This window comes from Oxalobacteraceae bacterium OTU3CINTB1, from assembly GCA_024123955.1.
GTDB lineage: Bacteria > Pseudomonadota > Gammaproteobacteria > Burkholderiales > Burkholderiaceae_D > Rugamonas.
In genome coordinates this window covers 5,617,500-5,631,108 of sequence record CP099652.1, presented here as the reverse complement: position 1 = coordinate 5,631,108, position 13,609 = coordinate 5,617,500, and the positions used below count along the sequence as shown (strand labels likewise).

The window sequence follows — 13,609 nt, the reverse complement described above, 5'->3', positions numbered from 1 at the left end:
TATCCGCCCGGCGCACCTCGCCGGGACTTTCCACGCATTCTTGTTACCAACAAGTATCTACCCACAAGCCCCCGCTCATGGCAGAGTCAGTTCAAAAACCGGCAGAACAGCAAGAATCGTTCTTCATCCTTGGCCTCACCAGCAATGGCAGGCAGTTCCGTCCCAGCGACTGGGCCGAGCGGCTGTGCGGCGTGATGTCCTGCTTCAAGCCGGAAGGCTACGGCGGCGGACGCGACTCCCATCTGCAGTTCTCGCCGTACGTCACGCCGACGGTGGTCAACGGCGTCAAGTCGGTGGTCGTCAACGGCAAGCTGCGCGGCCTGGAGCCGCTGGCGTACCACTTCGTGATCTCGTTCGCCAAGGATAACGACCTGCAAATGGTCGACGCTTGTCTGGTCCCCGAGAAGTAAGCACTTAAGTCTCCCCTCAGAAAAATTTCGTTTTTGCCACTACCCACGTCAGCGGGGTGGGGCTATGCTGCCTGTTCATTCGTTTTTAGCGAGACACCATGAACAACAGCCGTTTGAAACACGCAGCCGTCGCCAGCATGATGCTGTGCGGTCTGTCCTTCGCCGCCACCGGCACCGCCTGGGGCGCGCCCGCAGTTGCCACGGCCAACGCCACCTCGAACGCGCCGGCCAACGCCGCCGCGATCAAACTGCCGGCTGGCGTGGTCAAGGGACCGTCGGTGGAAGGCATCACCGAATACCGGCTGCCCAACGGCTTGAAAGTGCTGCTGTTCCCGGACGCCTCCAAGCCGACGGTCACTGTCAATGTCACCTACCTGGTCGGCTCGCGCCACGAGAACTATGGCGAGACCGGCATGGCCCACCTGCTCGAACACATGCTGTTCAAAGGCTCGCCGAAGAACGGCAGCATCCCGCAGGAATTCGCCAACCGCGGCATGGACTTCAACGGCACCACCTCCTTCGACCGCACCAACTACTACGAGGTGTTCCAGGCCAGCCCCGAGAACCTGAAGTGGGCGCTCGACATGGAAGCCGACCGCATGGTGAACTCCTTCATCGCCCGCAAGGACCTGGACTCGGAAATGACGGTCGTGCGCAACGAGTACGAGAGCGGCGAGAACAGCCCGTTCGGCGTCCTGCTCAAGCGCATGGAGAGCGTCGCCTACGACTGGCATAGCTACGGCCGCGACACCATCGGCAACCGCAGCGACATTGAAAACGTCAAGATCGACAATCTGCAGAAGTTCTACCGCACCTACTACCAGCCGGACAACGCGGTGCTGCTGGTGGCCGGTAAATTCGATCCGGCGCAAACGCTGGCGTGGATCGGCAAATCGTTCGGCGCGATCCCGAAACCCAAGCGCGTGCTGCCGCCATTCTGGACGGTCGAACCGACCCAGGACGGCGAGCGCAGTTTCGTCGTGCGCCGCAAGGGCGACATGCAGCTGCTGGTCCTCGGCTACAAGATCCCGTCCGCGCTGCAGGAGGATAGCGACGCCCTCAGTTTCATGTCCGAGATCCTCGGCGACACGCCGACCGGCCGCCTGCACAAGGCGCTGGTGGAAACCGGCAAGGCGGCGCAGGTGTTCAGCTTCCCCCAGACCGGCTACGCGCCCGGGCTGCAATTGATCGGCGCCATGGTTAAGGCCGGCGAGCCGCTGGAGCCGGTGCGCGACGCGCTGATCGCGACGGTGGAGGGCTTCGCCAAGACGCCGCCGACGGCCGAGGAAATGGAGCGCGTGCGCCGCAACGTCGCCAACGGCATCGAGAAGTCGCTCAACGATCCGCAAAAGGTCGGCGTGACCTTGTCCGAGGAGATCGCGCTGGGCGACTGGCGCCTGCTGTTCCTTGACCGCGACAAGCTGCCGACGATCACGGCGGAGCAGGTCAGCGCCGCCGCCGCGCGCTACCTGAAACGCGACAACCGCACCGTCGGCACCTTCATCCCCGAGGACAATCCGCAGCGCGCCGAGATCCCGGCCGCGCCAAGCGTGGCCGAGGTGATGAAAGACTTCAAGGGCAAGGACAGCGTGCTGACGTCCGAGGTGTTCGATCCGAGCCAGGACAACATCAACGCCCGCACCGAGATCAAGACCATCGGCGGCCTGCGGGTGGCGCTGCTGCCGAAGAAGAATCGCGGCGAGGCGGTGTCGGTCAACATGTCGCTGCACTGGGGCGACGAGAAGAATCTGTTCAACACCAACGTCGCCGCCGCCGCCGCCGCCGCGATGCTCATGCGCGGCACCGACAAGTTCACGCGCGAGCAATTGTCCGACGCCTTCGCCAAGCTGAAAATCTCCGGCGGCCCGTTTAACTTTGAAACCACCGGTCCGAATCTGGACGCGGCGCTGCGGCTGGCCGCGCACGTGGTGAAGGACGCCAGCTTCCCGGCGGCGGAGTTCGAGCAGTTGCGCCAGCAATGGCTGGTCGGGATCGAAGCATCGCGCAACGAACCGCAGTCGCTGGCCAGCACGGAAATAGACCGGTACTTCAACCCTTACCCGAAAGGCGACGTGCGCGCGACGCCGTCGGTGGACGAGCAACTGGCGGAGGTCAAAGCGCTCAAGCTGGAGGACGTGGTGGCTTTCCACCGCAAATACTTCGGCGCCAGTCATGGCGAGATCGCGGTCGTCGGCGACTTTGACAAGGCCGTGGTCAGCAAAACCATCGAGGATGTGTTCTCGGGCTGGGACAGCAAGGTCTCCTACGCGCCGATCACCCGCGTCAACGCCGACAAGCCGCCGATCGTCAAAATGATCAACGCGCCGGAAAAGGAAAACGGCTTCTACACCGCGCGCCTGAACCTCGACTTGAATGTCAACGATCCTGACTATCCGCTGCTGGACCTGGCCAACTACATCTTCGGCGACGGCGGATTGAAATCGCGGCTGATGGACCGCATCCGCCAGAAGGACGGCTTGTCGTATGGCGGCGGCACCGGCTTGCAGGCGGGCGAAATCGACCGCGCCGGCAGCTTCGAGGTCAGCGCCATCGCCGCGCCGCAGAACCTGAAAAAACTGCGGGCGGCAATCAGGGAAGAACTGGACCGGGCGGTGAAGGAAGGCTTCACGGCGGCGGAACTGGCGGGCGCCAAATCCGGGCTGCTGCAGCAGCGCATCCAGAACCGCTCCAAGGACGAAGTGCTGGCCGCCGGCTGGACGCGCAACCTGTACCTGAACCGCACCTACAGCTGGAGCAAGGAATACGAGGACAAGCTGAAAGCGGCCACCCTGGCGCAAGTCAACGCCGCCTTCCGCAAAGCCATCGACCCGGCCAAGCTGACGGTGATTGTGGCCGGCGACGAGTCCAAAGCCAAAAAATAGCCAAAAGCAACTCCGGGGTCAGGTCCGCCATTTCTACACGGGCTGGACCGTTGGTCCGAAAAATTGCCGGTTTGACGGACTAACTCATGAGGTCGTGTAGAAATGGTGGACCTGACCCCGGATTATGTACTATCATTAGTTACATGAGACGAGACAGCAAACTATCCTCCATCCTGCACGTGCTGCTGCACATGGCGCACGCCGACCGGCCGTTCACCTCGGACGAGCTGGCCGGCTTCCTGGGCACCAATCCGGTGCTGGTGCGCCGTGTGCTGGCGGGCCTGCGCGAGCGTGGCTACGTCGGTTCTGACAAGGGCCACGGCGGCGGCTGGACCATTACCTGCAACCTGCGCCAGGTGACCCTGCGCGACATCTACGAGGCGGTCGGTTCGCCCACGGTGTTCGCGATGGGGAACCGCAGCGAGCAACCGGAGTGCCTGGTGGAGCGCGCCGTCAACGACGCGCTTTCCAGCGCCTTCGACGAGGCCGAGGCTTTGCTGATCGAGCGTTTCAAGGACGTCACGCTGGCCGATTTGTCGGCCCGCTTCAACGACGGATACGCCAAGCACAAAGGAGCCTCCCATGCACATCCCACATCCGAGCACTGAATTCGACGTCATCGTCATCGGCGGCAGCTATGCCGGCCTGTCCGCCGCGATGCAGCTGGCGCGCGCCCGCCGCCGCGTCCTGGTGATCGACGCCGGCCAGCGCCGCAACCGCTATGCGCGGCATTCGCACGGCTTCCTCGGCCACGATGGCCGCGAGGCGGCGGCCATCGCCAACGACGGCCGCGAGCAGGTGATGAAGTATCCGACCGTGCGCTGGATCGAAGGCTCGGCGCAGCGGGCGGAGAAGGTGGAGCAGGGCTTCCGCGTGACCTTGCAGGACGGCGCCGCCTACAACGCGCAGCGTCTGGTGCTGGCCACCGGCGTGGTCGACGAACTGCCGCCGGTGCCGGGTTTGGCGGAGCGCTGGGGCGGCACCGTGTTCCACTGCCCTTACTGCCATGGCTATGAGCTGATGGAGGGACGCATCGGCGTGCTGGCCACCGGGCCGCTGTCGATGCATCATGCGATGATGCTGCCCGATTGGGGGCAGGTGACGTTGATACTCAATGGCGCTTTCGAGCCGGACGCGGAGCAGTTGGCGTCGTTGGAGCAGCGCGGCGTGGCAATCGAGCGCACGCCGGTCAAGGCGATCACCGGGCAGGCGACGGTTGAATTGCAGGATGGGCGGGCGTTGGAGATGGCAGGTCTGTTCGTCGTCAGCCGCATGCATAGCGGCAGTCCGATGGCCGAGCAGTTGGGCTGTGAACTGGAGCAGGGCCCGATGGGCATGTATGTGCGCACCGACGCGATGAAGGCGACCAGCGTCGCCGGCGTGTACGCGTGCGGCGACGCGGCGCGCATGGCGGGCAATGTGGCGTTGGCGGCGGCCGACGGAACGCTCGCCGGCGTGTCGGCGCACCAGTCGCTGATCTTCGGTGCGACCGCCGCAGCGGCGTAGATCGCCTAAGCCGCGTTCAGCTCCGCCACAAAATCGTATAGATCGCCGCGAAAATACGAGCGGCAAAACTCCACCGCGCGGCCGTCGCGCAGAAAACCCAAGCGTTCCACCGCCAACCCCGCATCCCCGGCCCGGGCCTGGAGCAGCGCCGCCTGCTCCTCGTCGAGCAGCAGCGCGCTCAATCGCTGCAGCGCGCGCACCGGCCGGTTGTGCGCGTGCTCCAGCGCCTCGTACATCGACACCTGCACCGACTCCAGCGACGGCAAACAGGTCGCGACGACGGTGGCGTACTCGATGCACATCGGGATGTCGTCCGCATACCGGATACGGTGAAACCGGTACACGGCAGCCCCGGGACTGAGCCGCAGCCTGAGCGCCTCCTCCGGCGTCACCGTCCCCTCGGACCGCTTGAGCCACACGCTGCGCGGCGTCCGTCCGCGCGCCCGCATGTCCTCCGAAAACGATGTCAGCTTGGCGAAATTCTTCTCGATCCGCGTGTTGATGAAGTTGCCCGAACCGGGCCGCCGCACCAGCAGTCCCTCGTCGACCAGGCCGTCGATCGCTTTCCTGACCGTGATGCGAGAGATCGACAGATCGGCCGCCAGGTGCCGCTCGGCCGGCAGCGCTTCGTCGGGCCCGAACACCCGCTGGTCGATGGCCGTGCGCAGCGCCCGTTGAAGGCGCTGGTAGAGCGGCTGGCTGCTGCCTTGTCCCAGCGTGTGCATGATCTCTGCAAGCGGTGTCATCCGTTTCGTCTCCCCTCATCCCGGGCCGGGCCGCCGTGAATTGGTCTCTACCCGGTAGTTGTCTTACCTGTTTTGATAATACCAAAAAGAACCAGCGTGCTGGTATCACACTGGTTTTACTGTGGACCGCACGGCCCTATAGATGCTCCCCTGCAACGAAGAGGGAATTGGTATGTGTACTTCGCACAACATATGAAAAAAATATGGCAATTGGTAGTATTCTGGTATTGGTACTGCGGTATATTGGCGTTGAATTGGTTTTGTATAAGGTTGTAAAAAGGGATCTGCATGACATCGCGGCGGCGATGACCGGCGAAACGATCGACGTTAAAACAGCACGGGCCTTTCCAAAAAAACAGGCCGCAATCAAGGGGGAGTAAATGAAAGAGAATCTGCCAGGTAAGACGAACATGCCACGCAGCGCGGTCGAGCAGTTGACGCCGATCGCCGCAGCGGTGGGCCTGATGGTGCTGGGCATGTCGTGGTCGGCCCAAGCGCAGGCCCAGGCGCAGGCTCAGGCCGACGCCGGCAAGAAGGACGGCGAGGAAATGCAAACCGTCCAGGTGCAGGGCATTCGTGCGGCCCTGCAACAGTCGCTGAACCAAAAGAAAAATGCGGAGTCGCACCTGGAGGTGATCACGGCCGAAGACATCGGCAAGATGCCCGATAAAAACGTCGCCGACTCCCTGCAGCGCGTGCCCGGCGTCAACGTCAGCAACGCCGGCGCCAGCGAAGGCGGCTTCGACGAGAACGACCGCGTGTCGATGCGCGGCACCAATCCCAACCTGACCCAGACCCTGTTCAACGGCCACAACGTGGCCTCCGGCGACTGGTTCATTTTGAACCAGACCACCCAGGTCGGCCGCAGCGTCAGCTACACGCTGGTGCCGTCGGAGCTGGTCGGTTCGGTGGTCGTGCACAAGAGCTCGGAAGCGAACCTGGTCGAGGGCGGCGTGGCCGGCTCGGTCAACATCATCAGCCGCAAGCCGCTCGAATTCAAGGAGAACTTCACCGGCGAAGTGTCGCTGGGCGCGGTGTACGCCGATCTGCCGAAAAAGACCGATCCGCAATTCAGCGCTTTGCTGAACTGGAAGAACGAGCAGAAAACCTTTGGCGCCTTGCTGCAAGTGTTCTCGGAAGAACGCCACCTGCGCCGCGATGGCCAGGAAGCGCTGTCCTACGACAAGATTCTGCCTGGCAGCCCGATGGCGCTCGCCCATCCGGACCTGGCCAACGCCTACTATCCCGGCTTCCTGGGCGCCTCGCTGTTCCAGCAGGAGCGTAAGCGCCAGGGCGGTTTGATCGACCTGCAATTCAAGCCGAGCCGCGACCTGAACTTCGACCTGACCGGTTTCAGCTCGACCTTGAAGGCCTCGAACACCAACGACAACTACCTGCTCAACGGCGGCGCCATCATCAACCAGGGCAACGGCCAGGCGCCGCTGCCGGGCTATGTGGTCAAGACCCAGAACGGCGTCAAGACCCTGGTCAGCGCGAACTTCGCGCCGGTGGCAGGCACCAACTACAACGAGTACGACCAGATCTCGCGTCCCGGCGCGGAAGCGACCGCCAAGTTCGTCGCGCTGGACGGGAAATGGCGCGCCTCCGAGAGCCTGACCTTCTACGGCAAGGCCGGCAGCTCGAAGGGCGAGGGCAAGACCCCGGTCCAGGACGTCATCGCCTGGAACGGCGCCACCGGCACCGGCGCCTCGTACAAGTTGAACGGCACCGGCACGGCGGCCGACTTCTCCTTCAATAACAATCCGGCCGCCACGCCCGGCACCGACGCCACCAGTGGCTTCAGCTGGATGTTCGGCGACCAGAACGTCACCGTCACCGACAAGGAAAAATGGCTGCAACTGGACAGCGACTTCCAGCTCGAAGCCGGTCCGCTCAAGCTGCTGAAGTTCGGCGTGCGCGGCGCCGACCACGATCGCTATTCGGACAACGTCGTCGGCCAGGGCCCGACCTGCTCGACCCGCACCGACGCCGCCGGCGGCCCTGGCTTCTTCTGGGCCGCGCCGCTGCCGACCCAGTACAGCTGCATCAACGGCGCCAACTCGCCGTACAACCCGGCCAACTGGCCTGCCGCGGGCGCGTCGTATCCATCGAATTACGCCAGCGGCCTGGGTGGCAATTTCCCGCGCGGGATCTTCCGCTACACCGCCGAGCAGCTGGCGGCGTTCTCCAAGCTGTTCGCCAACCGCGCCACCGACGGCACGCGTGAAGACTTCGGCAATGAGTTCAACCTGAAGGAAAAGAACCGCGCCGCCTACGTGCAGGGTAACTTCGAAGGCGAAGGCTGGAGCGGCAACGTCGGCGTGCGCTATGTGCAGACCAAGGAACGCGCCGTCAGCAATGTCGGCATGCCGGGCGATACGCCGGCCGGCCAGCCGGGCGTGGTCTACACGTCGGCGTTCGGCATCTTCAAGCCGACCACCGTCGAACACACCTACAACGACTACCTGCCGAGCGCCAACCTGCGTCTGGAACTGAGCAAGGATCTGGTGGCCCGCTTCGCGCTGTCGCGCACCATGACGCGTCCGGACTTCTCGTCGCTGGTCGGCACCTTCACCCTGACGCCACCGGCGGCCAAGGGCGGCGTCGGTTCCGGTTCGGGCGGTAATCCGGATCTGAAGCCCATCACGTCGAACAACTTCGACGCCTCGCTGGAATACTACTTCGCACCGCGTTCGCTGGTGTCGGCCAGTGTCTACTACATGGACCTGACCAATTACATCGGCCAGGGCACCCGTGTGGGCACCTACCGCACCTACACCGAGGCGACCAAGGTCACCGATCCTAACGGCTTCGATGCGCAGTACCTGATCTCTTCGCCGATCAACAGCACCGGCAAGGTCAAGGGCATCGAGCTGTCGTATCAGCAGCCGCTGTTCGGCTACTTCGGTATCGACGGTAACGCCACCTTCACCAACGCCAGCGACAGCAGCGGCGCCAAGGTGCTCGGTTCGTCGAAGCGCACTTACAACGCCAGCGCGTTCTACGAGGACGAGCGTTTCAACGCCCGCCTGACGTACAGCTACCGTTCGGATTCGTACGTGGGCCTGGATCGCGGCACGGAGTTCAACCAGGTCGGCATGGGTTACCTGAACGCGTCGCTGGGTTACAAATTCAGCGAGAAGATCGGCTTCTCGCTGGACATGCGTAACCTGAACGATCCGAAGCTGAAGTACTATGCGCTCAACGAAGACCAGCCACGTTCGGTCTACAAAAACGGTCGCCAGTTCTTCCTGACGATGCGCGTGAAGTACTAAGCCGGTCGGACCGCGTCCGCCCCGTTAAAGGGGCGGGCGCGGTGCTGCATCACGGGTTTTAAACGCTATACTTTGCCGATGCACCCAATTCCGCAACCGATACCCGAGTGGCGCGATGTCGACGCCCGCGTCTTCCATGAGCAGATACTGCCGCTGCACCGCCCCGCCGTGATGCGCGGCGTGGTGCGCGACTGGCCCGTCGTCGCCAAGGCGCTGGCGTCGCCGCAGGCGGTGGGCGGTTACCTCAAATCCTTCGATAGCGGCGTCGATGTCAACGCCATCATGACGCCGCCCGCCGCGCAAGGCCTGGTGACGTACAGCGACGACGTCAGCGCCTTCAGCTTCGTGCGCAACCGCCTGCCGATATCGAGCATCATCGATCAGTTGATGCGCTATCTGCCGGCCGGCGCACGCGCTCCGGCGCTGGCGGCGCAAAGCGCGGTCATCGCCGAATGCCTGCCGGGCTTTTTAGCGGAGAACCGGATACCGTTGCTGGGGGCGGAAGTGCAGCCGCGCATCTGGCTGGGCAATCACATCACGGTGCCGGCCCACTTCGACGAGGCGCAGAACATCGCGGCCTGCGTCAGCGGCCGGCGGCGTTTCACCTTGTTCCCGCCCGAGCAGGTCGGCAACCTGTATGTCGGCCCGCTCGATTACACGCCGGCTGGCGCGCCGATCAGCATGGCCTCGCGCGCGCAACCGGACTTCGACAAATATCCGCGCTTTCGTGATGCGCTGGCGGCGGCCCAGGTGGCCGAGCTGGAGCCGGGCGATGCAATCTACATTCCAGCGATCTGGTGGCACCAGGTCGAATCGATCGGCCAACTGAATATCCTGGTCAACTACTGGTGGGGCGGCTCGCACACCGCGAATGACCGCAGCATGTCGCCATCGAACGCGTTGATGCACTGCCTGCTGAACATGAAGGATCTGGAGCCGCAAGTGCTGCAGGCTTGGCGGGCGGTCTTCGAACATTTTGTTTTCAATCCCGATCCGCAGCGGCTGGAACATATTCCCGAACAGCGGCGCGGGGCGCTGGGCGCGATGTCGCCCGAAGAGGTGCGCCGCTTCAAGGACGTCTTGATCGCGCAGCTACAAAAATAATCCTACTGGAGACACCATGAAACTACACGCCGGCGCAGTGTTCGCGGCAGCTGTCATCGCAGCTTTTTCGTCATCGTCCGCAACGGCCGATGAAGTGATCGGCTACTACCCCGGCTGGAAATCGGCGACGTATCCTGTCACCGCCGTCAACGTCGGCGCCGACAAATTGACGATGGCGCTGTACGCGTTCATCGACGTATGCTGGGACGGAAAACATGGCAACCCGGAGCCGTCCATCAATGACGAGGCATCTTGCCAGGACGCGGCCGGCGATCCGGTGTCGGCCAACGGCGCGCTGGTGTTTGGCAACGCCGTCTCGGACGGCGCCAACCTGCGCGCATTGGTGGCGTTGAAGAAGCAGCATCCCAAGTTCAAGGTGGTGGTGTCGGTCGGCGGCTGGAATTGGTCGAACCGGTTTTCCGACGTCGCCGATTCGCCCGCCGCCCGCGCCAATTTTGTCGCCTCGTCGGTGAAGCTGATGCGCCGCTACGCTCTGGATGGCATCGACATCGACTGGGAGTACCCGACCGAGGTTGGCGTGCCGTGCGTGGCGGGCAGGGTGTGCGCGCGGCCGCAGGACAAGCCGAACTACGTCAAGCTGGTGCGCGAGCTGCGCACCGCCTTCGACGCGGCCGGCAACAAGGACGGCAAGCATTACAGCATCACCATCGCGTCGGGCGCGAACGCCAACTTCGTCAACGACGGCGCGGCGGGCAGCGGATGGATGAAGGAGCTGGCGCAAAGCCTCGACTGGATCAACATCATGACCTACGACTACCACGCGCCTTGGGAGAAAACCACCGGGCATTTGGCGGCGCTGAGCGGCGATCCGAAAGATCCGGTGACCTCCAAAGGTTTGTACGCGGAGGCGTCGGTGCAGCGCTATCTGGACGCCGGCATCCCGGCGGACAAGCTGGTGATGGGCGTGCCGTTTTACGGGTATGGGTGGAAGGGTTGCGCGCCGGGTCCTGCGGGCGATGGGCAGTATCAGCTATGCGAAGGCGGCGCGACCGGCAGCGCCGGTGGCGGCAATGCGTATGGCTTCAGCCATCTGCTAAAGCAGGGGATTTTGACGCCCACCTTCGAGGGTGGAAACGGCTACAAGCGGTATTGGAACGCTGCGGCCAAGGTGCCGTACCTGCATAACGCGAAGGAAAAGATCTGGATCACGTACGAGGACCAGGAGTCGCTGAAAGGTAAGGCGCGCTTCATCAAGGCGAAGAAGCTGCGCGGAGCGATGTTCTGGGAGTTGGCCGCCGATGGCGAGCATCAACTGCTGCAAACGCTGTCGTCTGAGATGAAACGTTGAACACGCGGGGAGCATCTTGCAAGGTGTTGCTTAAATAGATTTTAATAAATTCAATAATACTTATTTGAAAATACTTTATTTATAATTTCCTTGTCATGTCGCCGCGTTGAAGGTCGCACTTCATTGGAGGAATTATGAATAAGTTGTCAGCAAGATTGCTCGCGTTTTGCATGCTGTTCTGGGTGGCGATATCGGCCCACGCGGCGTATTCGGTTGCGCATGGCGACGGCGTCGATTATTACTACGACACGTACGCGTATCGTCCGCCGACGGTGATTGGCAACCAGGTGGAGTTCGACATTGTCATGCATTCGGAAGTGGGCTTTCCCTCCGCCTACCGCAGCGACTATTTCCAAATCTACGCGGTGTCGCAATCTGGCTATTTGTTGAACGGGGCAATGACGATCGGTGTCGAGGGAACGATGCAATGGCCGAGCAGCAGCACGTCCGGCGCGCCGGACGCCGGCGCCATTATCCGTCTCAACACCTTTTTGTACCCTGGTACCGTTTCTGGCGTGGATAATCATTTTTATCCGACCGTTGTTGGCGGCTTCGATAACCACGTTGAGGCGCGTGTCAACCCAAGGGGGGACTTCAACACCTCCGGCAGCTACAGCGGCTATGCTGTCGCCGGCGCCACTGGCCTTTACCACACGCTTGGCCTGATCAACATCGCTGAAATCAGCACCGCCGAAAACTGGGACGCCTACGTCACCGTCGACAAGCTGCGATTCGATCTCGGCACGCAGTTTGCCGCTGCGGTCCCGGAGCCGGAGAGCTACCTGACGATGGCGGCCGGTTTGCTCATGCTTGGCGCTACCCTCAAGCGACGCAACCTTAAGGCGTAAGCAAAAAATCAAACGCAAAAAAATGCCGGCTTCAAGCCGGCATTGATGACATCGCGCTGCGCTTACTTGGCAGCTGCGGCAGCCGCTGGTTTGTTCTGATACATGATCCAGTAGCGCGCCAGGTCGCCACGGCCGTCGTTGCCGGTGACGGTTTCCAGTACCTTGATCGATTCGTCCTTCTTGCCGGCCATCGCCAGCGCGTAGCCCAGACGCAGTTTCGCATCTTCAGGATTCTTCGACACGCCTTTGGCGATACCTTGCTTCATCAGGTCGATACCCTTGTCGAACTGGCCCAGGGTGATGTAGTTGTAGCCCAGGTTGACCAGGCCGACGCCGTCCTTCGACTTCTGCGCGGCGGCGACGCCCGAATCGATGTTTTTCGCATCGTCGGCCGCGCCCTTGTTGGCGCTGTCGCGGATCTTCTGGATCGCGGCTTTGTCCTTGCCGGCCGGGATGGCGCCGGGATAAGCCTTGTCCATCGCGATTTTACCTTCGGTGAAGAAGCCGCCCAGCACGGCCAGCTCGGCCTGTTCCAGGTAGTCCTCAGGTTCCATCTTCGATGGCGCGGCGACGCCTTTCAGACGCGCCATGTCCAGGTCCAGGCGCGGAGCGTAGGTCTTCTTGCCGCGCGTGCGGTTCAGCAGGTCGAACCAGTAGTCTTCCGAAGGGTAGTAGCGCACCAGCTCTTCGATCGCCGTCAGATACAGTTCGGTGTCTTTCAGCTTGATGCCGACGTTACCCAGCAAATTGAGTTCGTCCTTGGTCGGCGGGGTGCCGGCTTTTTTCGCCGCTTCGATATCCTTCAGCACTTCGGTCTTGGCGGTGGCGAAGTCGTTCTTCAGGAAGTACGAACGCACGATGTACTGGCGCTGCTTGGCGTTGTCGCCCGATTCGGTGCCGTAGCGGTTGAACCAGGTGATCGCCTTGTCGTAGTCCTTGATGGAGCTGTAGTAGATGCCGGCGACGGCGTCGATGAAGCGCAGTTTGTCTTCCTGCTTCAGGCGGCCCGAATCGATCATCGCCTCCAGCGCCTTCAGGGTCAGTTCATTGTTGCCGGAGGCCTGGCCCAGTTGCACGCGCATCTGGTTCAGCACAAACGTCTCGTATGGAGTCAGGTTGGGCGCGGCGGCGGCGGTGTCGATGCGGGTCTGGTATTCCTGGTAGTTCTTGGCATCGAGCAGCGGCTTGGTTTGCGCCGGGTCGATCAACTTGAAGATCTCCGGACGAACCGTATCCTTCGGCGCTTCGGCGGCGGCTTTTTCCTTGTCCTGCGCGTGGGCTGCGGTCACGCCCAGCATGGCCGGTACCGCGTTCAGGCCGATGGCGGCCAGGATCAGACTAATACGAGCGAGACGAATATGGGACATGTTTAATCCTTCAATCAAAGACATAAGATGGCCGGCGCAGAAACGCCATGCCGTCGCTATTGGAGTTATGTTCAGGGCCGCGCTGCGCGCGATCCGGCAAACCGCACATTCTACGATCCCTTTATGGGAAGTAAAAGAGCCTGCCGGTCAAACCAACGTATT

The 13,609-nt window shown here is 62.5% G+C and carries 11 protein-coding genes; 9 read left to right on the top strand and 2 right to left on the bottom strand.

All coding sequences use genetic code 11. The annotated features are described in order from the left end of the window. Nucleotides 1–77 precede the first annotated feature (77 nt). The 4 genes from NHH73_24355 to NHH73_24340 all read left to right on the top strand — a co-directional run bounded on the left by NHH73_24355 (nt 78) and on the right by NHH73_24340 (nt 4,798). Nucleotides 78–410 (top strand): DUF3579 domain-containing protein, encoded by a 333-nt coding sequence (locus NHH73_24355; GenBank protein USX25675.1) that lies wholly within the window; start codon nt 78–80, stop codon nt 408–410. A gap of 98 nt (nt 411–508) precedes the next feature. Next, on the top strand, nt 509–3,292 hold the full coding sequence (locus NHH73_24350) for an insulinase family protein (protein ID USX25674.1): 2,784 nt from the start codon (nt 509–511) through the stop codon (nt 3,290–3,292). A 143-nt stretch (nt 3,293–3,435) separates the two neighbouring features. Beyond that, nucleotides 3,436–3,900 carry an Rrf2 family transcriptional regulator gene (locus NHH73_24345; GenBank protein ID USX25673.1) on the top strand — a complete coding sequence of 155 codons (465 nt, stop codon included), beginning with the start codon at nt 3,436–3,438 and terminating at the stop codon, nt 3,898–3,900. Beyond that, nucleotides 3,875–4,798 (top strand): NAD(P)/FAD-dependent oxidoreductase, encoded by a 924-nt coding sequence (locus tag NHH73_24340; protein USX25672.1) that lies wholly within the window; start codon nt 3,875–3,877, stop codon nt 4,796–4,798. Before NHH73_24345 ends, NHH73_24340 begins: the two co-directional genes overlap by 26 nt. Before the next feature lie 5 nt (nt 4,799–4,803). On the opposite strand, the gene NHH73_24335 is transcribed toward NHH73_24340, so the two are convergent. After that, complete coding sequence (locus tag NHH73_24335) at nt 4,804–5,544, bottom strand: GntR family transcriptional regulator (protein ID USX25671.1); 741 nt, start codon at nt 5,542–5,544, stop codon at nt 4,804–4,806. Between the two features lie 203 nt (nt 5,545–5,747). Here NHH73_24335 and NHH73_24330 point away from each other — a divergent pair, with 203 nt between their 5' ends. The 5 genes from NHH73_24330 (at nt 5,748) to NHH73_24310 (ending at nt 12,080) form a co-directional block, all read left to right on the top strand. Beyond that, entirely contained in the window at nt 5,748–5,924 is a 177-nt protein-coding gene (locus NHH73_24330) for a hypothetical protein (GenBank protein USX25670.1), read from the top strand. After that, nucleotides 5,925–8,819, top strand: coding sequence for a TonB-dependent receptor (locus NHH73_24325; protein ID USX25669.1), 2,895 nt, complete (start codon nt 5,925–5,927; stop codon nt 8,817–8,819). 78 nt (nt 8,820–8,897) lie between these two features. After that, nucleotides 8,898–9,923 carry a cupin-like domain-containing protein gene (locus NHH73_24320; GenBank protein ID USX25668.1) on the top strand — a complete coding sequence of 342 codons (1,026 nt, stop codon included), beginning with the start codon at nt 8,898–8,900 and terminating at the stop codon, nt 9,921–9,923. 16 nt (nt 9,924–9,939) lie between these two features. Then, nucleotides 9,940–11,232 carry a glycoside hydrolase family 18 protein gene (locus NHH73_24315; protein USX25667.1) on the top strand — a complete coding sequence of 431 codons (1,293 nt, stop codon included), beginning with the start codon at nt 9,940–9,942 and terminating at the stop codon, nt 11,230–11,232. A 134-nt stretch (nt 11,233–11,366) separates the two neighbouring features. Next, entirely contained in the window at nt 11,367–12,080 is a 714-nt protein-coding gene (locus NHH73_24310) for a hypothetical protein (GenBank protein USX25666.1), read from the top strand. Between the two features lie 62 nt (nt 12,081–12,142). Here NHH73_24310 and NHH73_24305 read toward each other — a convergent pair whose 3' ends face one another. Next, nucleotides 12,143–13,447 carry a hypothetical protein gene (locus tag NHH73_24305; GenBank protein ID USX25665.1) on the bottom strand — a complete coding sequence of 435 codons (1,305 nt, stop codon included), beginning with the start codon at nt 13,445–13,447 and terminating at the stop codon, nt 12,143–12,145. Nucleotides 13,448–13,609: the final 162 nt, after the last annotated feature.